The following is a 24,402-nucleotide window of genomic DNA, read 5'->3' on the forward strand; positions in this document are numbered from 1 at the left end:
ATAGCGGAAGGCAACTAGGTTAACAACCTTAAGTTGTTAACGGGTATCACGGTCCGGAGGCGTACCGTGTTCCGCTTGAGAGTGTTCGATAGACAGTGGGCCGAGACACGGTGAAAAGCTCAGCCAGGTCACTGATCGCGTACTCTCCGGTACCGTGCATTCGCCGCAGCTCCCTTTGCTGTTTGTCGGACAACTTGGGCTTCTTGCCACGCAGCTTTCCCCGGGACCGCGCGATCGCCATGCCCTCGCGCGTTCGCAGCCGAATCAGGTCGCTCTCGAATTCGGCAAAGGTGGCGAGGATGTTGAAGAACATCTTCCCCATCGGGTCCACCGGATCGTAGACGCTCGCCCCCAGGGCCAGCTTGATCCCGCGTTCGATCAGCGCGTCGGCGATCCCGCGTGCATCCGGGACCGAGCGCGCTAGGCGATCCAGCTTAGGCACGACCAAGGTGTCGCCGGTCCGAACGGCGGCCAGCGCCTGATCCAGGCCGGGGCGGGCCCGGTTCGTCCCGGTCAGCCCATGGTCGGTGTAGATCCTGTCAGGCGCGACCCCGAGCCCCTCCAGCGCGGCCCGTTGTGCCGCGAGGTCCTGCCGGTCGGTGGAGCAGCGGGCGTAGCCGATGAGAATCGAGGTCATGAGAGGATTGTAGGCCCGCGGGCTGGAACGCCGCTATCGTCCATCGGAAATGAACTCGAAAGCGCCGTCAGTTCGGCCTGCCGGTAGCGAGACCGGCGCGGTCGATGACCTGCACCTGCCCACGCCGCACCTCGACCAAGCCGCCATCGGCCCACTCGCCTAGGAGGCGGCTGATGACTTCGCGCACGCTGCCGACGTCCGACGCGAGTTGCTGATGCGTCTTCCAGACGATGCCTTCCGCATCGGCCTCAACCAGCAGCCTACGCGCCAGGCGCTGCTCCAACGGTGCGAAGGCGACCTCCTCGACCAGGTCGAACATGCCCGACAGGAGCTTGGTGTAGTCGTCGAGGACGAAGTTCCGGAACTCGTCGCTCTCGCGCATCAACTGACGGAAGGTGTCCGCCGGCAAGGCCGCCAGCTCGGTCCGGGCCTCCGCTACGCTTTGAGCCGGGAAGCCGTCGCCCGACAGCAGACATTGGGTTGTGAGGACACAGGTACCCCCGGCCCCGACCTTGTAGATCAACATCTCCCGGCCGCCCTCTGACATGCGGAACACCCGGGTCCGGCCGTCGATGCACATGAGGTAGTTCGCGCACGCGCCCTGGAGCTCGTAAGCGACCGCGCCGGCCTCAAGCACGGGGAAGTGCACTGTGCCGCGTGCTATCTGGAGGTGGCTGGCACTGAAGCATTGGATGAGCGGGAAACGCTCGATCCAACGCTCGACCTGATGGGCGCTCCGCATGGTGTCCTCCCCGGGGCTGGCGGTCGTTCACTGCCACCATGCCCTCGTTTCGAGCGTTGCCGCTTCGGAATCCGCAGCCTTCGGTGACCTGGGTCACATACGCTCGGAACGATCCTCCATATCACTGTCGCCACTGAACAAAAAACCGTTCCGGCCATACCGTGAGGAAGCGCAGGCTTTCGACGTTCCGGGACAGAACACCGGGAGAAACCATGCGCCGCCTCGCCCTCCTTCTGCTCGCCTCCGTGCTGCTGGCCGCCCCAGCCCACGCTGAGCAGGACCTCCTACTCGGTGCCGACATGGGCTCGGCCGCGATGACGAAGGCCGAGATGACCCGGGCCGACGTCGAGGCCCTCATCGCCAAGGCCGACGGCAAGCCCATCGACCTCTCCGACAAGGCGCTCGCCGGCCTTGACCTGTCGGGGCTGAACCTGAAGGGCGCGAACCTGCGCACCGCCCGGCTGAACAAGGCCAACCTGCGCGGCGCCGACCTGTCCGGCGCGAACCTGGAGCAGGCCTGGTTCATCAAGGCCGACCTCTCGGGCGCCAAGCTCGTCGGCGCCAAGATGTTCGGCATCACCGCCCGCGATGCGAACCTCAGCGGGGCCGACCTCAGCCGGTCGATGCCCATCGGCGACTTCAAGGGCGCCAACATGGCCGGGGCGACCCTCGTTGATCTCAAGGGGGGAGCCGACATCAAGAACCAGTCCATGGGCCTGATGCGGGCGGTGTTCGTCTCGGTGAACCTCAAGGGCGCCAACCTGAAGGGCGCGAACCTTGGGCGCTCGCGCCTGGAATACGCCGACCTCACCGATGCCGACCTGACCGACGTGGTGCTGATGGGCTCCGACCTATCGGGCGCGAACCTCACCGGGGCGACCGTCTCAGGCGCCGACTTCAAGAACGTCGACGTGAGCGGCGCCCGCCTCGTGTCCCTCAAGGGACAGGACAGTGCCAAGGATTGGTCGGCCCGCGTGAACGTCGACCGCGCGATTACTCAGGTCTCGAACTGAGCCCACTTCATCCCGCCATCCGAGGATCAGCACCAATGACCACCCGACGCATCCTACTCGCCGCCTTCGCTGTCGCCCCCATGCTGTTCGGAACCGGCGCCGGCGCTGCTGAGATGACCTACACCCCCGCCGCGTTCGAGGCCGCCCAGAAGGCCGGCAAGCCGATCCTCGTGCACATCACCGCCCCGTGGTGCACGACCTGCGCTGCCCAGAAGCCGATCCTGTCGAAGCTTGAGGCCGACCCGAAGTTCAAGGACCTGCAGGTGTTCGACGTCGACTTCGACAGCCGCAAGGACGTGGTCAAGAAGTTCGGCGCGACGATGCAGAGCACGCTCATCACCTACAAGGGCGAGAAGGAAACCGGCCGCTCGGCCGGCGAGACCAAGCCCGAGGCGATCTCGTCGCTCCTCGACAAGGCGATCTGAGCCGTCATGGTCACGAGCCTGGGCCTCGCCTTCCTCGCCGGCATCCTCTCGGTGCTGTCACCCTGCGTGCTGCCATTGCTGCCGCTGGTGCTCGGCGCGGCGGCGTCGGAGCACAGGCTCGGCCCGGCGGCGCTCGCCGCCGGCCTCGCCCTGTCCTTCGTGGTCATCGGCTTGTTCGTGGCGACCGTGGGGTTCGCCATCGGCCTCGATGCCGGCATCTTCCGGACCGGCGCGGCCGTCATGCTGATCCTGGTCGGCTTGGTCCTGATGGTCCCGGCGGCCCAGACGCGGCTCGCTGTGGCCGCCGGTCCGGTGAGCAACTGGACGGAGAGCCGGTTCGGCGGCTTCTCGACCGCCGGCCTGCTCGGCCAGTTCGGCGTCGGGATGCTCCTTGGCGCGGTCTGGAGCCCCTGCGTCGGACCGACCCTCGGGGCGGCCTCGCTGCTCGCCTCCCAGGGTCGCGACCTTGGCGTGGTCGCGCTCACCATGCTCCTGTTCGGCCTTGGCGCAGCCCTGCCGCTGCTCCTGCTCGGCACGTTGTCGCGAGAGGTGTTGATGCGCTGGCGCGACCGGATAATGGGGCTGGGAAAAGGGTTGAAGGCTGCGCTCGGTCTCATCCTCGTGACCACTGGCCTGATGATCGCTTCGGGCTACGACAAGGCGGCCGAGACCGTCTTGGTCAACGCCTCACCGGCCTGGCTGACCAACCTCACCACCAGGCTCTGAACGGCACCGGCTGGGACCACCCTCGGCTTGGTGGCCACGGGGTCCTGCCGCCGGGCGTAGGCCTTGCGACCGTGGGCCTCAAGAAGGCCCTTCGACTTCTCATCGTGTCCGGTAGTCCCCCCGTTACCGAGAAAACCATCGTACGGGTCTTGTGAGACGTGGCCCGGGAAGGACGACCGGTGGCCTCAGATGCTGGCACCGGGTGTCCGCTCGACGACCGTCTAACGGACACCCGGGAATGACCGGGTTGGGTGGATTTCCGCCGGTCCGCTCTCAAGCAGCAAACGTTCGAAGCAGGCGTTACGCGGTCACTCCAAGCGAGCGCTCCCAAGGGTTCGCTTGTCACCTACCGAGCACACGGACCTGGAAAGTCTCGAACCGGCATTGACGCTGTGTCGCCTGATGAGGCTCCTTGTGCCTGACGGTTCCTCCTCGGAGGATCAAAAGGGAACGCGGTGAGGGCTTGGCCCGATGCCGCGGCTGCCCCCGCAACTGTAAGCGGCGAGCCCATCATCAACACGTCACTGGATCTGCGAGGATCTGGGAAGACGATGAGAGGGCGGTGACCCGCGAGCCAGGAGACCTGCCGTCAGTCGTGGTCACACGCGAAACGCATCGGGCGGGGTGTCCTGGTGGGTGTCGAGGCGTTCGCATGTCGCGGGCGGACCGGCGTCTTCGCGGTGACGTGCCACAGACGTCGCCCGAGGTCCTATGTCGCCCGTTCGTTCACGGCCCGCCTACCAAGCCCTTCTGCTCGCTTCCTGCGCCAGCCTCGTACCCTACGGCGCTCAGGCTCAACGAGCCTCTTCCCAGGCAGCAGAAGCCAATCTGGCGGAACTCTCAGTGACGGCGGAGGCGCCAGCCACCAATACGACCGGGCCTGCCGCGAGCGCAGGGTACGTCGGCGGTGTCACTGGCATCGGCGGTAGCCTCAGAACTGTCGATGCGGCGAGCGCTGGAGTGATTTCAGGCGCGCAGATCAACAGCCGCCCGATCACCCGACCCGGCGAGGTTCTGGAGAGCGTGCCGGGCCTGATCGTTACCCAGCATTCTGGGGAGGGGAAGGCCAACCAGTTCTTCCTGCGCGGGTTCAACCTCGACCACGGCACCGACATCGCCATCTCGGTCGACGGCATGCCGGTGAACATGCGGACCCATGCCCATGGGCAGGGCTACGCCGACCTCAACTTCCTCATCCCCGAACTTGTCGGCGCCGTCGAGTTCCACAAGGGGCCGTACTTCGTCCGCGACGGCGACTTCGCCTCGGCCGGGTCGGTGCGGATCGATTACCTCGACAAGGTGGACCGTAACCTCGCCCTGACCTCGTTCGGCTCCTTCGGTTTCAAGCGAGCGTTGACCATCGCCTCCACGCCGCTCGGCCAGGGCACCCTCCTCGTGGCCGGCGAGGCCCAGACCTATGACGGTCCGTGGGACGTGCCGGACCGCCTACGCAAACTCAACGGCGTCGTCCGCTACAGCCAGGGCACGGCGCTGGACGGGTTCTCGCTCACCGGAATGGCCTACTGGGCCAAGTGGAACGCCACCAACCAGATCCCGGAGCGGGCGGTCTCGGAGGGCATCATCGGGCGCTTCGGCACCCTGAACCCGACCGATGGCGGCGATACCGGCCGCTTCTCACTCTCCGGGCGCTGGAGCCAGACCAGCGACATCGGGATCACGCGGGCCAACGCCTACCTCATCCGCTACCAGATGAACCTGTTCAACGACTTCACCTACTTCCTCAACGACCCGGTGAACGGCGACCAGTTCCGCCAGCGCGACAGCCGGGTACTCGGCGGCGGCGAGGTCGGCCATACCTTCCAGGGCGACCTGTTCGGGATGCCGATGGAGAACGAGATCGGCGTCCAGACCCGAACGGACTCGATCCGGGTGGGTCTGTTCAACACCACGAACCGGCAGTATCGCTCGACCGTCCTCGACGACCGCGTGCTGGAGGCGAGCGGGGCGTTCTACTACGAGAACCGGCTACGCTGGACCGACTGGCTCCGCACCAGCGTCGGCTTCCGGGCGGATACCTACTACGCCGACGTCGTATCCGACACGGCGGCAAACTCCGGCAAGGCGCGCGATAGCATCGTCAACCCGAAGCTCGGCCTGGTGCTCGGTCCCTGGTTCGATACCGAGTTGTTCGTGAATTACGGCGGCGGCTTCCACTCGAACGACGCTCGCGGCGTGACCGCCACCGTCGATCCGGCAAGCCCGCTGTTCAACATCAGCCGCTCGCCCTTCCTGGTGCCCTCGACGGGGTCCGAGATCGGCCTGCGCAACCGCAGCATCGCCGGCCTGGAGACGGCGGTGACACTGTTCCAACTCGACTTCGCCTCCGAGAACCTGTTCCAGGGCGACACCGGCACCACCGAGCCGAGCCGCCCCACGCGGCGCTTCGGCGTCGAGTGGACCAACCGCTACGCGGTCACGCCTTGGCTTTCGCTGGAGGGGGACCTGACGGTCACCAACGCCCGCTTTGCGGACCGGGACCCTGCCGGCAACCGGGTGCCCGAGGCCCCGACCACCATCGCGTCGGCCGGATTCAATTTTGGCGAGGGCTTGGGCTGGTTCGGCTCGATGCGGTTTCGGTACTTTGGGCCGCGCCCCCTGATCGAGGACAACTCGGTCCGCTCCAAGCCGACCGCGCTGCTCAACGGCCGCGTCGGCTACAATTTCGAGAACGGGGTCAGCCTCTCCCTCGACGTCCTCAACCTCACCAACGCCAAGGCCGACCAGATCACCTACTTCTACACCTCGCGCCTACCCGGCGAGGGAGCGGACGGCGTCGCCGACCGGCACTTCCATCCGGTCGAGCCGACAGCGGTAAGGCTGACCCTGGCGGGTCGGTTCTAGGATCTTCGAACGTCCGATGTCGGGGAGGACGGAGATGGGCTACTTCGCCCGGGTCGGGTCGGGTGCAGTCGGTACCGAGCGTTAAATCCTAACCGCTACTCGACAACTTGGGGCAACTTAGCGCGACCAAAGGCACGTGCTCGCGCTGCTGCGGGCGGTCTTGGCTTCGATGGAACGGTATCACAGGACGGATACGGCATTCTTCGCCAGTGCTATCATGCGGCATGTTCGAGCACGCCCATCGTCACGCGCACCTCTGGCCCGGAGTGCCGTTGGCACTGGCATCCGCCGTCCTGTTCGGCGCATCGGCCCCCTTCGCCAAGCTGCTGTTGGGATCGGTCGACCCGCAGGCGCTGGCTGGCCTCCTGTATCTCGGTGCGGGCGTCGGCCTCGCCGCCGTCCACGGCAGCCGGTCCGCCCTCCGGATCGAGGCGCCGGAGGCCCCCCTACGCAGGTCGGACGCACCGTGGCTGCTCGCGGTGGTGCTGTTCGGGGGCGTGGCGGGTCCCCTGTTGCTGATGCTGGGGCTGGCACGGACGTCAGCGGCCTCGGGCTCGCTCCTGCTCAACCTCGAAGGGCTGGCGACCATGGGCATCGCCTGGGTGGTGTTCCGCGAGAACGTGGACCGCCGCCTCCTGCTCGGCGCGGCGGCCATCCTCGCCGGCGCCGTCGCGCTGTCGTGGCAAGGCCAGGGCGTCCATTTCGACGCGGGCGGCGGCCTGATCGCGCTGGCCTGCCTCGCCTGGGGCGTCGACAACAACCTGACCCGCAAGCTGTCCTCCGCCGATCCGGTCGTGATCGCGTTGACCAAGGGGCTCGTCGCCGGGGGCGCCAACCTCGCCATTGCCCTCGCACGCGGTGCCAGCCTGCCGCCGCCCGGCATGATCGGCTTCGCGGCCGTCGTCGGGTTCCTCGGGGTCGGCGTCAGCCTGGTGCTGTTCGTGTTCGCGCTGCGCCATCTCGGCAGCGCGCGGACGGGGGCCTATTTCTCGCTCGCACCGTTCATCGGGGCCGTCGTCGCCTTGGTCCTGTTGCCGGAACCCGTGACCCCGCAACTCGTCGTCGCCGCGCTCCTGATGGGGGTCGGCCTCTGGCTGCACCTCGCGGAACGGCACGACCACGAGCATTCGCACGAGGCGATGGGCCATGAGCATGGGCACGTGCACGATGAACATCACCACCACGACCACGATGGTCCCGTGACCGAGCCCCACTCCCACTGGCATCGCCACCAGCCGATGCGGCACAAGCACGTGCACTACCCCGACCTTCACCATCGCCACGGACATGGTTGAGCCGGCGCGGGGGCAATCGGCGCCGCATTCGAGACTTGTCACCGCGGGACGTAGAACCAGCAGTACAGCGCGCACACGACGGCGATGGCCATCGCCGACATCAGGAATGACCGTCGCGCCGCCCTCAGGACATGCGGCCTGACCTTGCGTCGGCGCCTGCTTCCGCCGCCGAATTCCCCGATCTGCCGGGCGAGCTTCTTGCCGGTCATCGCCCCCTGATCCCCCGCCGATGGGTTCCATGGGTCGAGGAGGGGCGCTGCAGGCCGTGACGGATCGGCACGATCACGGGACCATCCCGCCGATCAGGTCCGACATGTGGGCACCGGCAGGGTGGCCCGTGGCGGTGCGGTGGCTCTCCGAGCAGGCCGCGTAATCCGGGCCGGACACGGACATCACCAACCCGCGGGTGCCGTCCGGCAACGTGCGCGTCGCCAGGACAGCCCGGCCCGAGAGCCATGCCAGCGACCCCGAGGCGAGGCCCGGGCGCGGTTCGCCGTAGCGGCGCACCCCCTCGCGCCGGATGGCCTCGCGTGCGGTGACATGAGCCGGTCCGTCGAGCGGCCGACCGACCCAGACGACCTGCTGGAGGCCCTGCTCCCTGCACACCACCAGGACCACCTCGACGGTGTCGGGTCCTGAGGCGAGCGGACGGTCGTGGAAATAGTACAGCCCGGTCAGGTTCGCCTCGCGGTCGACCATTGAGGGTGCATCGACACGGTCCACGGGACCCCAAGCCAATCCGAACGGCGCCTCGCCCGCCGTCGGTTCCGCCGCCATGGCCGCGCCTGTCCACGCCACCATCGCCAGTGCGAGCGCGGGGCGGCGAGACATCGTCCTACTCCGCGGCCTGGGGCAGGACGGGGCGTGCATGGGGACCCTCCTTCTCGACGGTAGCCTTCCTCGGGGCGACGGCACCGGCGAAGCGCGCGTAGAGCGCCGGCAGGACGACGAGGGTCAGCAGGGTCGCCGAGATGAGCCCGCCGATGACCACGGTCGCCAACGGACGCTGGACCTCGGCCCCCGTCTCGGTCGCCAGGGCCATCGGCACGAACCCCAGGGACGCCACGAGCGCCGTCATCGCCACCGGGCGCAGGCGGGTCATCGCGCCTTCGAGGATCGCCTCTCGACGGGGCTTTCCCTCCGCGATGAGCTGCTTGATGTAGCTCAGCATCACCAGGCCGTTGAGCACCGCCACCCCGGACAGGGCGATGAACCCGACCGCCGCCGGGACCGAGAACGGCATGCCCCGCAGCCACAGGGCCGCGATACCGCCGGTCAGTGCCAGCGGGACCGCGCTGAACACCAGGAGGGCGTCCCGCGCCGAGTTCAGGGCCGAGAACAGCAGCAGGAAGATCAGGAAGAAGCACACCGGCACCACGACCATGAGGCGCTGGCGGGCGGAGGCTAGGTTCTCGAACTGCCCGCCCCAGGTCACGTAGTAGCCAGACGGCAGCTGCACACCGGACGCGACCTTGGCCTGGGCCTCAGCCACCAGCGAGCCGATGTCGCGGCCGCGCACGTTGGCGGTGACCACGACCCGGCGGCGGCCGTTCTCGCGCGAGATCTGGTTCGGTCCCTCGGTGACTGAGAAGCTCGCGACCTGCTTCAGGAGCACCGAGGAGGCCCGCCCGTTGACGCCCGGGGGCAGCGGCACCGGGATGTTCTCCAGGGCCTCGCGGTCCTCGCGCACCTTGTCGTTCAGGCGCACGACGATGGGGAAGCGACGGTCGCCCTCGAACACCATGCCGGCCTCCCGTCCGCCGATGGCCGCCCCGATGACGTCCTGGATCGAGGACGTGCTCAGGCCGAGGCGGGCCGCCTCAGTCTTGTTGATCTTGATCTCCAGGAACGGCAGGCCCGCCGTCTGCTCGACCTTGACGTCGTCGGCGCCCTCGGTCCCGCGCAGGATCGCGGCGACCTGGTTGGCGGCCTTCAGCATCGGCTCGAACTCCTCGCCGAACACCTTCACGGCGAGGTCGCCGCGGGTGCCGGCCAGGAGCTCGTTGAAGCGGAGCTGGATCGGCTGGGAGAACTCGTAGACGTTGCCCGCGAGCGTCCCGACAGCCTTCTCGACCTGCTCCTGCAACTCGGCCTTGGACAGGTCCGGATCGGGCCATTCCTCCTGCGGCTTCAGGATGACGAAGGTGTCGGACGAGCTCGGCGGCATCGGGTCGGAGGCGACCTCCGCGGTACCGGTCTTCGAAAAGACGTAGGCCACCTGGGGGAAGCGGCTGATCGCCTGCTCGACCTTCAGCTGCATCGCCTGCGACTGCGTGAGGGAGGTCGAGGGGATGCGCTGGGCGTTCAGCGCGATGCTCTTCTCGTCGAGCTGCGGGATGAACTCCTGGCCCAGCCCCCTGAACAGGAAGCCGGCGCCGACGAGCAGCACCAGGGCGACCGCGACGAACGTCATCGGGACCCGCAGGGCGGCGCCGAGGACAGGTCGGTAGGCCGCCTTGATCCCGCGGATGATGACGTTGTCCTTCTCCGTGACCTTGCCGGTGATGACGATGGCGATCATCGCCGGCACGAAGGTCAGCGACAGCACGAACGCCGAGACCAGGGCGATGATGACGGTGAGCGCCATCGGTTCGAACATCTTGCCCTCGACCCCGGTGAAGGTGAGGAGCGGGACGTAGACGAGGATGATGATCGCCTGCCCGTAGAGGGACGGCTTGATCATCTCCTCGGCCGAGGCGCGCACGGTGACGAGGCGCTCCTCCAGGTCGAGCTTGCGCCCGAGTTCCCCCTGTCTCTCGGCGAGGTGGCGTAGGGCGTTCTCGGTGATGATGACGGCGCCGTCGACGATGAGGCCGAAGTCGAGGGCCCCGAGGCTCATCAGGTTGGCGCTGATGCGGCCCTGGACCATGCCGGTCATGGTCATCAGCATCGCCACCGGGATGACCAGCGCCGTGACGATGGCCGCGCGGATATTGCCGAGCAGCAGGAACAGGATGACGATGACGAGGGCGGCGCCCTCGGCCAAGTTCTTGGCGACCGTCCGGATCGTGGCCTCGACCAGCAGGGTCCGGTTCAGGACGGTCTGGACCTCGACACCGGGCGGGAGCGTGCGTCGGATCACCGTCATCCTCGCGTCGACGGCGGCCGAGACCGTCCGGCTGTTCTCGCCGATCAGCATCAGGGCTGTGCCGATGACGACCTCGCGTCCGTCCTCGCTGCCCGACCCGGTGCGCAGGTCGCGCCCGATCCGGACCTCGGCGATGTCCGAGATGCGGACCGGCACGCCGCCGCGCGTGGTCACGACCACGGAGCCGATGTCCTCCATGGTCTCCAGGCGGCCGGCGGCGCGCACGACGTAGCCCTCGCCGTTGTCCTCCAGGTAGCGGGCGCCCTGATTGGCGTTGTTGGCCTCCAGCGCCCGGCCGATGTCGGCGAAGGACAGGTCGAGGGCGGTGAGCTTCATCGGGTCCGGCTGGACGTGGTACTGCTTGTCGAAGCCGCCGATGCTGTCGACCCCGGCGACCCCCGGCACGGTCTTCACCTGGGGGCGGATGATCCAGTCCTGGACCGTGCGCAGGTAGGCCGTGCGTTCGAGCTCCGTCGCGAGCCGCTGGCCCTCGGGGGTCAGGTAGCTGCCATCCGATTGCCAGCCGGGCTTGCCGTCGGGCGAGACCTTACGATCCCCGGCCTTCGCGTAGTGGATCGACCACATGTAGATCTCGCCCAGGCCCGTGGAGATCGGGCCCATGTGGGGCTCGGCCCCCGGCGGCAGGGTCGACTTCGCCTCGCCGATGCGCTCGGCGACCTGCTGCCGTGCGAAGTAGATGTCGAGCTTCTCGGAGAAGACGGCGGTGACCTGCGAGAACCCGTTCCGCGAGAGCGAGCGGGTGTATTCGAGGCCCTTGATCCCGGCGAGCGCGGTCTCGACCGGGTAGGTCACCTGCTTCTCGATATCGACCGGGGAGAGCGACGGCGCCGTCGTGTTGATCTGCACCTGGTTGTTGGTGATGTCCGGCACCGCGTCGATGGGCAGCTTCGTCAGCGAGAACACGCCGAAGCAGGCCGCCAGCAGCGACAGCAGCACCACGAGCCAACGCTGGTGGACGGAGAAGTCTAGGATCTTCGAGATCATGGCCGGTCCCCGCTCAGTGGTCGTGGTCGGCTTCGGCCTTGCCGAGCTCGGCCTTCAGGACGAAGGAGTTGGCCACCGCGACCTCGTCGCCGGGCTTGAGGCCGGTCAGGATCTCGAAGGCGTCGTCGTCGGCCTTGCCGATGGTCACGTCCCGGCGCTCGAAGCCCTCCTGGGTGCGGACGAACACGACCTTCTCGCCGCCGATGGTCTGGATCGCGGACTTCGGCAGCCGCACCCTCACCGGGTCGCGGGCGATCTCGACCTCGGTTGTCACGAAGGTGCCCGGCCGCCAGGCCATGTCCTTGTTCGGCAGGGCGACGATGACCCGGGCCGAGCGCGTCTCGGGGTTGAGGATCGGGCTGACGAAGACGACCTTGCCCACGCCGCGGGAGGCGTCGTCGCCCCCGACGATGGTGACCTTGGCGCCCTCGCGGACCTTCGAGAGCTCCGTGGTCGGGATGGCGAGCTCGATCCACACGGAGGAGAGGTCTGCGACGGTGTAGACGTCGGCCGGGTCGCCCTCCTTGCCGACGGCGGTGCCGACATCGACCTTGCGCTCGACCACACGCCCGGCGAGCGGGGACTTCAGCTCGTAGCGGCGCAGCGACGACAGGTTCGGGGTGGTCTCGTCCTTCTTGGCTGAGGTGGCGACCTCGGCCGCGTTCAGCCCCAGGGCCGATAGCTTCTGGCGTGCCAGGTCGACCCGAAGCGTCGCCTCGGAGTAGGCGGCCTTGGCGTTCAGGAACGCTGATTCGGCCGAGATGCGCTTGTCCCAGAGGGCCTGCTGGCGGTCGAAGTTGGTCTTCTCCAGGTCGGCCTTGACCGTCGCGGTGAGGAAGTCGCTCTTGGCCTCGGCGACCTCACGGCTGTCGAGGATGGCCACGACCTCGCCCTTGGCGACCTCTTCGCCGAGGCGCTTGCGCATCTCGGCCACGGTTCCGACCACCCGCACGGGGACGCGGGCGATCCGGTCGGCGTCCTGGGCGATGGTGCCGGGCACCAGGAGATGTCGTGAGAGGATGCCACCCTCGACCGTGGCGAGCTTGATGTCCTGCTCGGCGGCCTGCTCGGCCGTCATCTTGATCTTGCCCTCGCCCTCCTCGTCGTGGCCGTGCGCCTCGCCCTCGGCGTGCTTGTGCTCGCCGGCAGGCTTGGGCTCGGCGTCGGCATGCTCGTGGCCATGCTCGCCATGACCGTGGCCATCGTCGGCTGCGGGTGTCGCCGGCTTAGTCATGGCTGCGTTGGTCGGCGGCGCTGCCCGGGCGTTCGTCAGGCCGGCGGCGGCGAGCGCGCCCTGCACGACCTCGGACACACGGGGGAAGGCACCGCCGACGGCGACGCCGATGGCCAGGAAGGCCACGGAGAGGAGTGCACGCATGGAGGAAGGCCATTCGCCTGGGATCCGGCGAGCCGCTCAAGCGGCTTCCTGGATCCGGTTCGGATCACGCTCGATGAGGAAGCCGGCATCCGCAAGGATGGACGGCAGGCAAGCGCCACGGTCGTGGCGATGCGGCCTCAGGCGCGAGGCGGCCTCGGTAAACGGTCCGGTGAGACGGACCCGATGGCGGTGGTCACGGTCGCGTACAGAGCACGCCCGGTCGCCGGGGACGGCAACGCAGGTGCTTCGTCGACCCCAAGAGCCTGATGGCAACCGCAGTTGGCGTGACAGGCCGGGCAGGCATCGCCGTGGCCGATGCCGGCCGCCTCGGTCGGGGCGGACACCGACAGTCCATGGCTGGCCGGGCGATGGGCCTCGGAGGAATGGACCGTGCCGGGGACGACGAGTGACAGGACCAGGACGAGCGACAGCACGCGGACGGTGGTCGCCCACCAGCCGCGCATCGTCTCGTAGGCCCTGATCCGGGGTCCCGTGGTCATGGTCGCCTTATGAACGATTCAGGGTCACCCGTACATGCCGGGTGAGCCACGACGAGGACGGAACCTCAATAGTCGTCGTGATGATGGTGGTCTCTGCGCTCGCCGTAGAACCGGCGCTCGCCATAGTACGCCCGGTCGCCGTAATCCCGGTGCGGTCGGTGGATGACGACGTCGTCATGGTCGCCATGGTGGTAGCGATCGACATGGACGTCGCCGCGCCGGTCGAAGTCGCCGCCGTAGTATTGGGCGGACGCCGCGGCCGGGGCGAGGATCAGGCTGACGGCGACCAAGGCCGGAATGCGGACACGCATGGCTCGTTCCTCAAGGGATGATGCCGTCAGGATCGGCTTCGACGGTTGAACGAGGCCTGAAACCGCCGTTCATCCATCGGTGGCCGGAAGCACCGAACCGATGTCTCGCGACACGGATACAGGGCTCCTTCGGTCGCACGGGTTGAAGGCATTCCCTTACGGTCGGGCATGTTTCCGATGGCTCACACGACGTGGGCGGGGGCGAGGGTGCAGGCGGTGTCGGCGCTCGTCTCGACCTGCAGGGTGGTGTGGCCGATGCCGAACCGTTCCCTGATCCCGGCGGCGGCGTCCATCAGGAAGGCGTCGTCTGGTCGGCCGCCGGGCATCAGGAGATGGGCGGTGAGGCAGGTCTCGGTAGTGCTCATCGCCCAGACGTGCAGGTCGTGCAGGGCGGCGACCCCGGGCAGTCCTTCGAGATGGCTTCGGACCGCGTCCGGATCGATGCCCGGCGGGACGGCGGCGAGGGACAGCGTGAGGCTGTCGCGCAGGAGGCCCCAGGTGCTCCAGACGATGACCGCCACGATGGCGAGGCTGACGACGGGATCGAGCCAGGTCCACCCGGTGTAGAGGATCACGAGGCCGGCGATGACCACGCCGGCCGAGACGGCGGCGTCGGCGGCCATGTGCAGGAAGGCGCCCTTGATGTTGATGTCGCCCTTGGCCCCCGAGGCGAATAGCCAGGCGGTGATGCCGTTCACGAGGATGCCGACCGCGGCCACGATCATCACGGTCTTGCCGGCGACCGGCGCGGGCTCTCCGAAGCGCTGGATCGCCTCCCAGGCGATGGCGCCGACGGCGACCAGCAGGAACACCGCGTTGAACAGCGCCGCCAGGATCGACGACCCCTTCATCCCGTAGGTGTAGCGGGCGCTCGGGGCGCGCTTGGCCAGCACCATGGCGACCCAGGCCACCACGAGGCCGAGCACGTCCGAGAGGTTGTGGCCGGCATCGGCCAACAGGGCCATCGAGTTCCCCAGCACCCCGTAGGTGGCCTCGACGACGACGAAGCCGACGTTGAGGGCGATGCCGATGGCGAACGCCTTCCCGAAGCTTGCCGGTGCGTGGCTGTGCCCGGGGCCGTGGGCGTGCCCGGCGTGGTCATGGGCGTGGTCGTGGTGTTCCGTCATCTCGGCTTCCGGTTTGGCGCGGCGATCGCGGCTCGGTAACTCCTCTAGCGGCTGGAGGAGCAAGCGTTCGTTCCGGATCCGGTCAATGGCGGTCGCTCAGGCACTCGCCGTGGTCGGCCAGTACCTCGATGATGCGGCATTCACGGACGTCGCCGCCCGAGCATTGCTCGACCATCGCCTTCATTTCCTGCCTGAGGCCTGTCAGCCGTGCGATCCTGTCGTCGATGTCGGCGAGGTGCTTGCGCGCGATGGCGTCGGCCTCCCCGCACGGACGCTCGGGGTGCCCGGCGAGGTCGAGCAGGGCGCGGATGTCCTCGATCTCGAAGCCGAGCTCGCGGGCGTGCCGGATGAACCGAAGCGTCCGGACATCCGCCTCGCCGTAGGTTCGGCGGTTGCCCTCGGTGCGCTCCGGCGTCGGCAGGAGCCCACGTTCCTCGTAGAACCGGATCGTGGGGACCTTCACCGCGGCGCGTCGCGACAACTCCCCGATGGCGATGGGCTTCATGCCGCTTGCTCCTCTAGTCGCTGGAGGAAGTAGGGTCTTCCGGAGAGATGCGGAAGGGACCCGCCATGAGCGATGCGACGACCCTGGACCGGACCCTGAGCCCCTCGACGCGCCTGCGCGTGACCGGGATGGATTGCGCCTCGTGCGCCGCCAAGGTCGAGAACGCGGTGCGGCGCCTGCCCGGAATCGAGGAGATACAGGTCTCGGTGGCGACCGAGACCCTGACGGTGCGGCACGGTCCCGACACCGACGCCCTCGCCATCGCGGCGACGGTCCGCAGCCTGGGCTACGGCGCCGAGGACCCCGCCGCCGCCGTGGCGTCGGATGCCGGGCGGCCCGAGCAGGCCTGGTGGCGTACCCCGAAGGCGTTGCTGGCGTTCGCCTGCGGGACGGCCCTGGTGCTGGCTTACGCCATCGGACAGGCCGCGCCGGCGGCCGAGCGCTGGGCATTCCTCGCCGCCATGATGATCGGGCTGGTGCCGATCGCCCGCCGCGCGATCTCCGCGGCCCGGCATGGGACGCCGTTCTCCATCGAGACGCTGATGTCCGTGGCCGCCATCGGCGCGACCCTGATCGGGGCGACCGAGGAGGCGGCGACGGTCGTGTTCCTGTTCCTGGTCGGCGAGGTGCTGGAGGGCGTGGCCGCCGGCCGGGCCCGGGCGAGCATCCGCGGCCTCACCGGGCTGGTCCCGGACACCGCCCTGCTGGAGGCCGGGGGGACGACCGAGCGCGTGCCCGCGGCGAGCCTGCGGGTCGGCGCGACCGTGCTGGTCCGGCCCGGGGACCGCATCCCGGCCGACGGGACCGTCCTCGCCGGCGAGAGCGCGGTGGACGAGGCGCCGGTCACCGGCGAGAGCGTGCCGAGGCGCAAGGCGCCGGCCGATGCTGTGTTCGCCGGAACCGTGAACGGCGAGGGCGCGCTGCGGGTGCGGGTGACCGCGGCGGCGCGCGACAACACCATCGCGCGGGTCGTCCGGCTGGTCGAGGAGGCCCAGGAAGCGAAGGCTCCGACCGAGCGCCTGATCGACCGGGTCGCCAGGGTGTACACCCCGGCGGTGGTCGCGGTGGCGGCGCTCGTCGCCGTGCTGCCACCCCTCGTCGTCGGCGCCTCCTGGGCCGAGTGGGTCTACAAGGGGCTGGCCATCCTGCTGATCGGCTGCCCGTGCGCGCTGGTCATCTCGACCCCGGCGGCCATCGCGGCCGGGCTCTCGGCCGGAGCCCGCCACGGGCTGCTCATCAAGGGCGGCGCCGTCCTGGAGCGGCTGGCCGCGGTGACTATGGTCGCCTTCGACAAGACCGGCACACTGACCGAGGGCAGCCCCGTCGTGACTGACGTCGCGGCGTTCGGCCGGTCGGAGCGGGACGTGCTCTCGCTCGCCGCCGCGTTGGAGGCCGGCTCCTCGCACCCGCTCGCCAAGGCGGTCCTGGCGAAGGCGGCGGAGGTCGGGGCGCCGGTGCCGCCGGCGTTCGGGGCGACGGCGCTCGGGGGCAAGGGCGTGACAGGCAAGGTCGGCGGCCTCGATCTCTTCCTCGGCTCGCCGCGGGAGGCGGCGGCGCGCTCGGCCTTCACACCCGAGCAGTCGGCGCAGGTCTCCACCCTGAACGACGCGGGCAAGACGGTATCCGCCCTCGTCGTGAACGGGTCGTTGGCCGGCCTGATCGCCATGCGCGATGAGCCGCGGCCGGACGCGAAGGCGGGAATCGATCGACTGGCGGCAACCGCCATAACGGCGGTCATGCTCACCGGCGACAATGCCCGCACCGCCGGAGCGGTGGCCGGGGCGCTCGGCATCGAGGCGCGGGCCGAGCTCCTGCCGGAGGACAAGCAGCGGATCGTGAGCGAACTCCAGGCTGGCGGTGCGGTGGTGGCGAAGGTCGGGGACGGCATCAACGACGCCCCGGCGCTCGCGGCCGCGGACGTCGGCATCGCGATGGGCGGGGGCACCGACGTCGCGTTGGAGGCGGCCGATGCCGCGGTGCTGCACGGGCGCGTCGCCGACGTGGCGCGGATGATCGAGCTCTCCCGCAGGACGCTGGCCAACATCCGCGCGAACATCGCCATCGCGCTGGGGCTGAAGCTCGTGTTCCTCGCCACCACCGTCGCCGGCATCACCGGGCTGTGGCCGGCCATCCTGGCCGACACCGGTGCCACGGTGCTCGTCACGGGCAACGCGCTGCGGTTGCTTGGCATGCGGCTTCGTTAGGCATGGTCCGGTGTTTGGCCCTGCCGCTGGGAACGACGGAGAAATCCTCGCGGACAGGTCGCCGACGGCTGCCGTGTTGCGCCCCGACAGGGCATCGTCGGCGATGCGTCGCGCGAAGGCGTCGATGTCGGCCATACCGCGGCGATGCGGCCCGTTCCGGACGCTCGGGCCACCCGTGGCCCGTCCGATCTCGACGGGGCCTTCCGGCTCAGGCGAACCGGACGCGCGTCCCGGCCGGATAGGTCCCGCGCCGGCGTCCCTCCCGGCAGGCCTCCACCTGGATCGCGGCCGGGACCCGCGCCTCCATCCCCTTCAGGATCCCCTTGTAGTGGGTCTCCCGGAAAGCGGTCTCCTCGACCACGAAGCGTTCGATCTCGTCAACGTCGGCCGTCGCCCCTGAGAACCGGCGCGCGAGAATGCCTTCAAGCTGCGTGAGATCGCTGCCGTCGAACAGCACCTGCTGGCCCGGATCGGTCGCATCGGAGAAAGCCATCCCACCCCGCTGGTCGACCGACCACATGGCCTCCTTCATCTTCTTCAGGCCCTTCTGGTTCTTCGTTGCGAAGAACAGGTAGTAGTCGGTCCGCTCCCCCCCGTTGCGCATCTCGAAATGCCGGACGAAGCGGGCCCCGGCCATCGATACGAGCTGGGCGGCATAGAGGTCGCGGATGCCGGCCTTGCGCTGCGCCGGTGGCAAGGCGGTGACCTTGCGCCAGTCCGGGCAGCCGAACAGCGCGTCGAAGTTGTCCGGCTGGTCGCGGTGCGTGAGGAAGCGGTTGATCTCCTCGAACATGAAGTTGACCAGGACCTCGCCGCTGGCGCGGTTCATCAGGTCGCGCATGGCGGTCATCGGCATGCCGTTCCATCCGAACGGATCGACAAGCGCGAAGACCGGCGCGTTCCGGGGGTGGTCGCGCAGCGCCTCCGCGTAGACCTGCTCGAAGCCCTCACCGGAATGAACGCGCACGTGGAGGTTGCGCGGCTTGGCCCGGGCCGCGAACAGCGTGCCGATGCAGCCGTGCAGGCGGTCCGCACGGGCCTCGTCCTTCTCGATGAAGTGGAAGTGGCACTCGGCGCGGATCGGTGTGGCTTGGTCGAGGAACGCCTTCAGCGCGATCAGCGGGGAGCCGTCGCTGCCGTCGTCGTAGATGCCCGGGCCCGCGAAGCCGTCGATGAACACCATGCGCGGGAAGCCTCCCAGCGCCAGGATCGGGAACCAGGCCTGCAGGTAGCGCCGCAGGATCTCGTGCTTGGCCCTGGTGTGGTCCTCAAGCGCCCACGTCACCCGCTGCGGCTTCATCCATCGCCCCTACAAGGCGGCGGACACAGCCGCGCGCGCGTTCCTCGGCCAGCCGTTGTGCTCGCGCCCGTCTAGCAGCCGACCGCCCGTCTTCGGCGACCGCCCGCCCCACTGCTTGAAGAAGAACGGCACGTCGGCCCGCGCGCACTGCCGCAGCAGGTCCACGACCCACGCCTTCTCCATGGGCCTGGCGCCGGGACCGCTCTCGCCCCCGACGATGACCCAATGCAAGCCGATGAGATCTAAAGTCCCGATCGGCCCGATCAAGGGCTCCACGGACAGGAACCGCACCGCGGCATTGGTATCCCTCAGGTGCGCGACCCTGGACTTCTTGGTTCCGTCCTCGACCGACACGCCGAGCCAGATGTGGGCCGGCACGGGACGCGAGACGTAGCGGGCGTTGACGTAATCCCGCATCAGCGAGCTGCGCTTTGTCAGTATCTGGAACTCGTGCCAGTCCGCCCGCTCCATCGTGTCGAAGACGCGGTCGACGAAGGACGTCGGAACGTCCTTGTGGAACAGGTCGCTCATCGAGTTCACGAAGATCATCCGCGGGCGCCGCCATGCCAACGGCTGCTCAAGCCGCGCCGGACGCAGCGTCAGGTCGAAGCCGCTCTCGAACGGGTGGTTCGGAACGCCGCGGAAGCGCTCGGAAAACCGCGCCGCGTAACAGTTGTCGCAGCCGGAGCTGATCTTGGTGCATCCCGTCACCGGGTTCCAAGTCGCCTCCGTCCACTCTATCGCCGAGCTCTGAGCCATAGGAACAAAATTAGAACACTTCGCGGTGGGTCGCAACGGACAGCTTGGCCGAACGCGACGCGTCGCACCAGCCGGAACGAGCCGCTTTCTGCGATCGGTGCGGCTCTCGATCCGTCTCAGGCACACCGTGCGCCGGAACCGTTGCGACGGATCGAGGCTTGCCGTACCCCGACCCACCCCGCCGACGAGGTTTCCCATGACCAGCGATATCGAACGGCACCAGCAGCTGCTGAGCTCACTCAAGCAGGCCCAGGGCAAGGGCGACGGCTCCTTCGAGCAGGCCGTCACCGACGCCTTCGAGCACGTCTTCGAGCACCTGGGGCGCCTCAACGCGATCAGCGATCCGGACGCCGAGGACCGTCCCTTGAAGCCAGGGGAAACAGCGACGCTGCGGTAGGCGCATCGGGCTGTAGCCGATCTCAGACGAGCTTCTCGTCGAACCATTCGACGAGAAGCGTGATGCCGTAATCGATACCCCCCCGGCATGCTCCGGCCAACTTGACCCGCTCGGCGCCAAGTTGGGAGGACTTCATGGCCGCCATGCCGAAGTGCGGATACGAGGGTTTCGTCGGACGCTTAAGGGCTCACGAAGCGGTCTTGGTTTGCGATCGTCCCGACGGATCCGAGACGGACGACGAGGATCCCGATACCGGACCCGGGGCATGAGGCGGCGCCCCCGGGGGGAACGCCGAATTCCCGGTTCGGTCCCGGAGGGATCGCTTCCGCTTCCGATCGGGTCGATGTCCTACCCTTCGGATATCCGGGCTATGCACCGTCGGTCACCCGTACGACGCTGCGCCCGTTGCCCCGGCGCTCGACGCGGACCTGCACCGCGATGCGATCGATCATCGCCGCGACGTGGGTGATGACGCCGACCCGGCGACCCTGGCCCTGGAGGCTTTCCAGGGCGTCGATGGCGACGTCGAGGGTCTCGGCATCGAGCGACCCGAAGCCCTCGTCGATGAACAGGGTGTCGACGAAGGCCGCTCGCCCCTCCAGGCCCGAGAGCGCCAGCGCCAGGGCGAGAGCCACCAGGAAGCGCTCGCCGCCCGATAGGCTGCGCGTTCCGCGAAGCTCGTCGCCCATGTCGCGGTCGAGGACGTGCAGCGCGAGGTCCGTGCCCTGGCTGCGCACGAGGGCGTAACGCGGGCTCAGGGTGCGGAGTTGTTCGTTCGCGAGATGCGCCAGGTGCTCCAGCGTCACGCCTTGGGCGAAGCGCCGGAACCTGTCGCCGTTCGCGGAGCCGACGGCGGCGTCGACCATCTCCCACGCGTCGAGGCCCTCGCGCACGGCCTCGATCTCCCCCGAGAGGTTCGCGGCCTGGCCCAGGGCATCGTCGTCGCGGGCAAGCTCGGCGTCGAGTGCGCCCCGACGCCGTTGATGGGTCGCGATGGCCTCGGCGACCGCGGCGGCGGCGGCCTCGGTGCCCGGAACGTCGACGGGCGGGAGGCCGCGCAGCGCGTCGACGTCCGTGCGACGGGCGGCCAATCCCGCCTCGGCCGCCTCGTACGCCCGCAGCAGCCGGTCCCGCGCCTCGCGCAGGGCCGTGACGGCCTCCAGGGGCACCGCCAGGAGGGCAAGCACGGCATCGGGGCCACGGGTGCCGCACGACGCCAGGAACCGCCCCTGCGCCTCTCCCATGACGTTTCGGGCGCGTCGGCGTTGTGCATCCGCATGCTCCGCGGCGCCGTTGGCCGTCGCATGGAGCGCGGCGGCGATGCCGGCCGCCTCAAGCGCCATGCGGTGGTTCTCGCGGGCCGTGTCGCGGTCGGCCGTGACGCGATCGCGGTGGCCGTCGGTCGGTTCGCCACCGAGAAGCCCGGCACGATCCCGCCGCACGTCCACGAGCGCCGTCGCCCGGTCATCGGCGGATCGCACCGCCGTTTCGCGAAGGATTGCGGCGGTGGCCTCGGCCTCGGTCGCCACGGCCCTGCGCGGCACGAGGTCGTTCAATGCCGAGACGATGCCGTGATGGTTCTCCCGCGCCTCGCGGTAGGCGGTCCCGAGCCCGGCGATGCGACGGGCCGTGCCATCGGGGTCGCAGGCAAGCTGCGCCTCGTCGAGGCCCGCCGGGGCGAGGATCGGGCCGAGCTTGCGGACGATGGAGGCGATCCGGTCGGTCGACGCCGTGGCCTGGGTCCGGGCGCGTTCGGCGGCGAGGGCCGCGTCCTGGCGCGGGGCGGCCTCCGCCATGATCAGCCGATCCGCGGCGGCGATCACGCCGTCGGCGACCGCGATGGCCTTCTCCGCGACGCGGATCTCGCCGGACAGGGCACGTGCCCTTTCGAGCCTCGCGGCAAGCGAGGCACGCACGGCTCCGGCGGCCTCGGCGATCGATCCGAGCCGATCGACGGATCCCGGCCCCAGCGTGTGTGGTGGCTCCTGCACCCCGGCCGAAAGGCAGGCCGACGCGAGGCCGGGCAGGTGTCCGGCGTAGGCCTCGGCACAATCCGTGAGGGTCGAGCCTGCCTGCGCCCCATCCCGTGCGGCGGCGTCGAACCTTGCGGACGCGTCCGACCGCGCGGCTACGGCTTCGGCGAAGGCGGCATCGGCGCGGGCCAGTTCGGCGTCGATCTCGGATCGCCGGCCGCGCATGGTCTCGGCCAGCCGGGTCAACGCGTCGCCGCCGTGGCCATCGTCGACGGGATGGCTCGTCGAGCCGCAGACCGGGCAGGGGCGGCCGTCGACGAGGACGCTGCGCAGGGCCGCGGCCTCGGCCGATGCTCCGCGCTCGGCGAGGTCCGCCATCGCCGCGATCTCCATCCGGGCACGTGTTGCCTGGCCTCGTGCGGTTTCCGCCTCAATGCGCAGCGCCTCGGTCGCCTCGCGGAGCGCACCGGCATCGGCCTGGCCCGCGCGTGCACGGGCCAGTTCGGCCCCGGCCCGGTCATGGCGTCGCGCCAGGTCGGAGACGGCCGCCAGACGCTCCATGAGGGTTCGGAGATGGGCATGGCCCGCCTCGGCGCCCTCGACATCGAGGCCGCGATGTTCCTCCTCCCGGTTGGCCCGGTCGACGATGTGCCGGTCGCGGGCCTCGCGGGCCGAGGCCGCCTGCTCGGCTGCCGAGGCGGTCGCGGCGTCGGCCTCGCCGATCCGGGTCTCCGCGTCCGCGAGGGCCACCAGGGCGGCGTCGCGTTCGAGGGCCAGGGCCGTCCGCTTCTCGAACAGCCCGGCGATCTCCGCCGCCCCGTCGGCGAGCGGCGCCATGGCCGCGTCCGCCACGATCCGCCGGGCCGTCTCATCACGCGATGCCGACAACGCGTCGTAGGCCTTGTCGAGATCGCATCTCCGGGCCCTGGCCCCGTCGAGGTTCGCCGTCGCGTCCTTGGCCCCGGCGGTGGCCGCATCCGCCTCGCGGGCGAGTTCCACGATGCGGGCGTCCAGAACGCCGGCCGCGCCCCAGGTCGGCGTGAAACCCCGGTAATCCGCTTCGCCCGCCTCGTCGGCCGCGCGTGCCGTCGCCAATCCCGTCCGGACCTCCGCAAGGGCCGCCCCGGTGGCGTCGACGTCAGCCACGGCGGTTTCCAGGACGCCCTCTGCCGCAGCGAGTTCGGCCTCGGCCGCCGTCATGGCATCCGCCGGGCGCCTTGAGGGTTCGACGGCCTCGATCTCGGCGAGCCTCACGGCGTCGTCGCGGCCGTCCCGGACGGCGGAGGCGGCCTGCTCGACCAGTACGGCCGCCTCGGCGAACCGCGCCTCGGCCGCCGCCGACCGGCGGGCATGGTCGAGGGCGGTGAGATGGGATCCATGCTCGGTCGCGAGAGCCGGCATCGCCGCGTCGATCACGTCGCGTTCGGCCGTCCTCTCCCGTCGTTCCGCCACGTCGAGGAGACCGATGGCGTCGTGTCGCGCGACGAGGATGGCAAACGCCGCCCGACGTTCGTCGGCGCCGGCGCGGACCCGCTTCGAGATCTCCGTGTAGACCTGCGTCCCGGTGATCTTCTCCAGCAGGTCGGCGCGATCCCCCTCGCCGGCAAGGAGGAAGGCGTCGAATTCGCCCTGGGCCAGGACGACCGTGCGCCGGAACTGGTCGAAGGTCAGGTCGGTTCGGGCGACGACGGCCTCGTTGACCGCGGTCTTGCCGGTGGCGACCGCGGCGCCGTCCTCGATCCGGGACAGGATCCGGGTCTCGGCCTGAAGGCGTCCGTTGGCCCGGTTCCGGGCCCGGTAGACCGTCCACCGGGCGCGGTAGGCGACACCGTCCCGGCCGAGGAAGTCGACCTCGGCGAAGCCCTCGCCGGCACCGCGCCGGAGGATGGCGCGCGGATCGCCGGAGTTGATGGCCTGGCCACCCGGATCGGGTACGTCCTCGTTGCGTCCGGCGCTCACGCGGGGAAACCGGCCGTAGAGGGCGAGACACAGCGCGTCGAGGATGGTCGACTTGCCGGCGCCGGTCTCCCCGGTGATCGCGAAGATGCCGGTGGCGCCGAGCGGGCCGCCGTCGAGGTCGATGTCGAACGGCGCGGCGAGGCTCGCGAGGTTCGCGCCGCGGATCGCGAGGATGCGCATCGGTCAAGCCCGGGCT

At 69.4% G+C, this 24,402-nt stretch carries 20 protein-coding genes and 1 riboswitch; of the genes, 7 read left to right on the forward strand and 13 right to left on the reverse strand.

Features of this window, described 5'->3' with window-relative positions:
• Window positions 1-46: 46 nt before the first annotated feature.
• Window positions 47-637, reverse strand: coding sequence for a recombinase family protein (locus FV218_RS00405; protein ID WP_147708276.1), 591 nt, complete (start codon window positions 635-637; stop codon window positions 47-49).
• Between the two features lie 67 nt (window positions 638-704).
• Window positions 705-1,379: a Crp/Fnr family transcriptional regulator gene (locus FV218_RS00410; protein WP_147708277.1), complete on the reverse strand. Its 675-nt coding sequence runs from the start codon at window positions 1,377-1,379 to the stop codon at window positions 705-707.
• A 212-nt stretch (window positions 1,380-1,591) separates the two neighbouring features.
• Here FV218_RS00410 and FV218_RS00415 point away from each other — a divergent pair, with 212 nt between their 5' ends.
• From FV218_RS00415 to FV218_RS00435, 5 genes are all read left to right on the forward strand, one after another.
• A complete protein-coding gene (locus FV218_RS00415; RefSeq protein ID WP_147708278.1) occupies window positions 1,592-2,392 on the forward strand; it encodes a pentapeptide repeat-containing protein in 801 nt (266 codons plus the stop codon).
• Window positions 2,393-2,427: 35 nt separating this feature from the next.
• Window positions 2,428-2,817 (forward strand): thioredoxin family protein, encoded by a 390-nt coding sequence (locus tag FV218_RS00420; RefSeq protein ID WP_147708279.1) that lies wholly within the window; start codon window positions 2,428-2,430, stop codon window positions 2,815-2,817.
• Window positions 2,818-2,823: 6 nt separating this feature from the next.
• A complete protein-coding gene (locus tag FV218_RS00425) occupies window positions 2,824-3,543 on the forward strand; it encodes a cytochrome c biogenesis protein CcdA (RefSeq protein ID WP_147708280.1) in 720 nt (239 codons plus the stop codon).
• Between the two features lie 405 nt (window positions 3,544-3,948).
• Window positions 3,949-4,149, forward strand: a riboswitch (cobalamin riboswitch).
• A 222-nt stretch (window positions 4,150-4,371) separates the two neighbouring features.
• On the forward strand, window positions 4,372-6,405 hold the full coding sequence (locus FV218_RS00430; protein WP_056091090.1) for a TonB-dependent receptor: 2,034 nt from the start codon (window positions 4,372-4,374) through the stop codon (window positions 6,403-6,405).
• 224 nt (window positions 6,406-6,629) lie between these two features.
• On the forward strand, window positions 6,630-7,700 hold the full coding sequence (locus FV218_RS00435; protein ID WP_147708281.1) for a DMT family transporter: 1,071 nt from the start codon (window positions 6,630-6,632) through the stop codon (window positions 7,698-7,700).
• Between the two features lie 38 nt (window positions 7,701-7,738).
• On the opposite strand, the gene FV218_RS22575 is transcribed toward FV218_RS00435, so the two are convergent.
• The 8 genes from FV218_RS22575 to FV218_RS00470 form a co-directional block, all read right to left on the reverse strand.
• Entirely contained in the window at window positions 7,739-7,909 is a 171-nt protein-coding gene (locus FV218_RS22575) for a hypothetical protein (RefSeq protein WP_187272914.1), read from the reverse strand.
• Window positions 7,910-7,982: 73 nt separating this feature from the next.
• The gene (locus tag FV218_RS00440) at window positions 7,983-8,531 is read right to left on the reverse strand and encodes a threonyl-trna synthetase (protein WP_147708282.1); all 549 of its coding nucleotides are present in this window, start codon (window positions 8,529-8,531) and stop codon (window positions 7,983-7,985) included.
• 4 nt (window positions 8,532-8,535) lie between these two features.
• Complete coding sequence (locus tag FV218_RS00445; RefSeq protein WP_147708283.1) at window positions 8,536-11,793, reverse strand: CusA/CzcA family heavy metal efflux RND transporter; 3,258 nt, start codon at window positions 11,791-11,793, stop codon at window positions 8,536-8,538.
• 13 nt (window positions 11,794-11,806) lie between these two features.
• The gene (locus tag FV218_RS00450; RefSeq protein WP_147708284.1) at window positions 11,807-13,171 is read right to left on the reverse strand and encodes an efflux RND transporter periplasmic adaptor subunit; all 1,365 of its coding nucleotides are present in this window, start codon (window positions 13,169-13,171) and stop codon (window positions 11,807-11,809) included.
• A 137-nt stretch (window positions 13,172-13,308) separates the two neighbouring features.
• Window positions 13,309-13,671, reverse strand: coding sequence for a hypothetical protein (locus FV218_RS00455; RefSeq protein WP_238270166.1), 363 nt, complete (start codon window positions 13,669-13,671; stop codon window positions 13,309-13,311).
• A gap of 65 nt (window positions 13,672-13,736) precedes the next feature.
• Window positions 13,737-13,982, reverse strand: a complete 246-nt coding sequence (locus tag FV218_RS22580) for a hypothetical protein (protein WP_187272915.1) — start codon at window positions 13,980-13,982, stop codon at window positions 13,737-13,739.
• A gap of 182 nt (window positions 13,983-14,164) precedes the next feature.
• A complete protein-coding gene (locus FV218_RS00465; RefSeq protein WP_147708285.1) occupies window positions 14,165-15,109 on the reverse strand; it encodes a cation diffusion facilitator family transporter in 945 nt (314 codons plus the stop codon).
• 82 nt (window positions 15,110-15,191) lie between these two features.
• A complete protein-coding gene (locus FV218_RS00470; protein ID WP_147708286.1) occupies window positions 15,192-15,614 on the reverse strand; it encodes a helix-turn-helix domain-containing protein in 423 nt (140 codons plus the stop codon).
• A gap of 65 nt (window positions 15,615-15,679) precedes the next feature.
• Here FV218_RS00470 and FV218_RS00475 point away from each other — a divergent pair, with 65 nt between their 5' ends.
• The gene (locus FV218_RS00475; RefSeq protein ID WP_147708287.1) at window positions 15,680-17,818 is read left to right on the forward strand and encodes a heavy metal translocating P-type ATPase; all 2,139 of its coding nucleotides are present in this window, start codon (window positions 15,680-15,682) and stop codon (window positions 17,816-17,818) included.
• A gap of 208 nt (window positions 17,819-18,026) precedes the next feature.
• On the opposite strand, the gene FV218_RS00480 is transcribed toward FV218_RS00475, so the two are convergent.
• A complete protein-coding gene (locus tag FV218_RS00480) occupies window positions 18,027-19,118 on the reverse strand; it encodes a three-Cys-motif partner protein TcmP (protein WP_147708288.1) in 1,092 nt (363 codons plus the stop codon).
• A 9-nt stretch (window positions 19,119-19,127) separates the two neighbouring features.
• Window positions 19,128-19,877 carry a phage Gp37/Gp68 family protein gene (locus FV218_RS00485; protein WP_147708289.1) on the reverse strand — a complete coding sequence of 250 codons (750 nt, stop codon included), beginning with the start codon at window positions 19,875-19,877 and terminating at the stop codon, window positions 19,128-19,130.
• Between the two features lie 196 nt (window positions 19,878-20,073).
• Between FV218_RS00485 and FV218_RS00490 the strand changes: the two genes are divergently transcribed.
• A complete protein-coding gene (locus FV218_RS00490) occupies window positions 20,074-20,274 on the forward strand; it encodes a hypothetical protein (protein ID WP_147708290.1) in 201 nt (66 codons plus the stop codon).
• Window positions 20,275-20,642: 368 nt separating this feature from the next.
• Here the strand turns inward: FV218_RS00490 and FV218_RS00495 are convergent, their stop codons facing one another.
• The gene (locus FV218_RS00495) at window positions 20,643-24,386 is read right to left on the reverse strand and encodes an AAA family ATPase (protein ID WP_147708291.1); all 3,744 of its coding nucleotides are present in this window, start codon (window positions 24,384-24,386) and stop codon (window positions 20,643-20,645) included.
• Window positions 24,387-24,402 lie beyond the last annotated feature (16 nt).

It is taken from the genome of Methylobacterium sp. WL69 (assembly GCF_008039485.1).
In the GTDB taxonomy this organism is placed as follows: domain Bacteria; phylum Pseudomonadota; class Alphaproteobacteria; order Rhizobiales; family Beijerinckiaceae; genus Methylobacterium.

What these genes read in the sequence shown, in the direction of transcription:
- FV218_RS00485 (WP_147708289.1), bottom strand. Translation starts at nt 19,877, where the DNA reads ATGGCTCAGAGCTCGGCGATAGAGTGGACGGAGGCGACTTGGAACCCG.
- FV218_RS00410 (WP_147708277.1), bottom strand. Translation starts at nt 1,379, where the DNA reads ATGCGGAGCGCCCATCAGGTCGAGCGTTGGATCGAGCGTTTCCCGCTC.
- FV218_RS00490 (WP_147708290.1), top strand. Translation starts at nt 20,074, where the DNA reads ATGACCAGCGATATCGAACGGCACCAGCAGCTGCTGAGCTCACTCAAG.
- FV218_RS00480 (WP_147708288.1), bottom strand. Translation starts at nt 19,118, where the DNA reads ATGAAGCCGCAGCGGGTGACGTGGGCGCTTGAGGACCACACCAGGGCC.
- FV218_RS00455 (WP_238270166.1), bottom strand. Translation starts at nt 13,671, where the DNA reads ATGACCACGGGACCCCGGATCAGGGCCTACGAGACGATGCGCGGCTGG.
- FV218_RS00470 (WP_147708286.1), bottom strand. Translation starts at nt 15,614, where the DNA reads ATGAAGCCCATCGCCATCGGGGAGTTGTCGCGACGCGCCGCGGTGAAG.
- FV218_RS00435 (WP_147708281.1), top strand. Translation starts at nt 6,630, where the DNA reads ATGTTCGAGCACGCCCATCGTCACGCGCACCTCTGGCCCGGAGTGCCG.
- FV218_RS00495 (WP_147708291.1), bottom strand. Translation starts at nt 24,386, where the DNA reads ATGCGCATCCTCGCGATCCGCGGCGCGAACCTCGCGAGCCTCGCCGCG.
- FV218_RS00440 (WP_147708282.1), bottom strand. Translation starts at nt 8,531, where the DNA reads ATGTCTCGCCGCCCCGCGCTCGCACTGGCGATGGTGGCGTGGACAGGC.
- FV218_RS00465 (WP_147708285.1), bottom strand. Translation starts at nt 15,109, where the DNA reads ATGACGGAACACCACGACCACGCCCATGACCACGCCGGGCACGCCCAC.
- FV218_RS00425 (WP_147708280.1), top strand. Translation starts at nt 2,824, where the DNA reads ATGGTCACGAGCCTGGGCCTCGCCTTCCTCGCCGGCATCCTCTCGGTG.
- FV218_RS00450 (WP_147708284.1), bottom strand. Translation starts at nt 13,171, where the DNA reads ATGCGTGCACTCCTCTCCGTGGCCTTCCTGGCCATCGGCGTCGCCGTC.
- FV218_RS00405 (WP_147708276.1), bottom strand. Translation starts at nt 637, where the DNA reads ATGACCTCGATTCTCATCGGCTACGCCCGCTGCTCCACCGACCGGCAG.
- FV218_RS00445 (WP_147708283.1), bottom strand. Translation starts at nt 11,793, where the DNA reads ATGATCTCGAAGATCCTAGACTTCTCCGTCCACCAGCGTTGGCTCGTG.
- FV218_RS00420 (WP_147708279.1), top strand. Translation starts at nt 2,428, where the DNA reads ATGACCACCCGACGCATCCTACTCGCCGCCTTCGCTGTCGCCCCCATG.
- FV218_RS00415 (WP_147708278.1), top strand. Translation starts at nt 1,592, where the DNA reads ATGCGCCGCCTCGCCCTCCTTCTGCTCGCCTCCGTGCTGCTGGCCGCC.
- FV218_RS22580 (WP_187272915.1), bottom strand. Translation starts at nt 13,982, where the DNA reads ATGCGTGTCCGCATTCCGGCCTTGGTCGCCGTCAGCCTGATCCTCGCC.
- FV218_RS00475 (WP_147708287.1), top strand. Translation starts at nt 15,680, where the DNA reads ATGAGCGATGCGACGACCCTGGACCGGACCCTGAGCCCCTCGACGCGC.
- FV218_RS22575 (WP_187272914.1), bottom strand. Translation starts at nt 7,909, where the DNA reads ATGACCGGCAAGAAGCTCGCCCGGCAGATCGGGGAATTCGGCGGCGGA.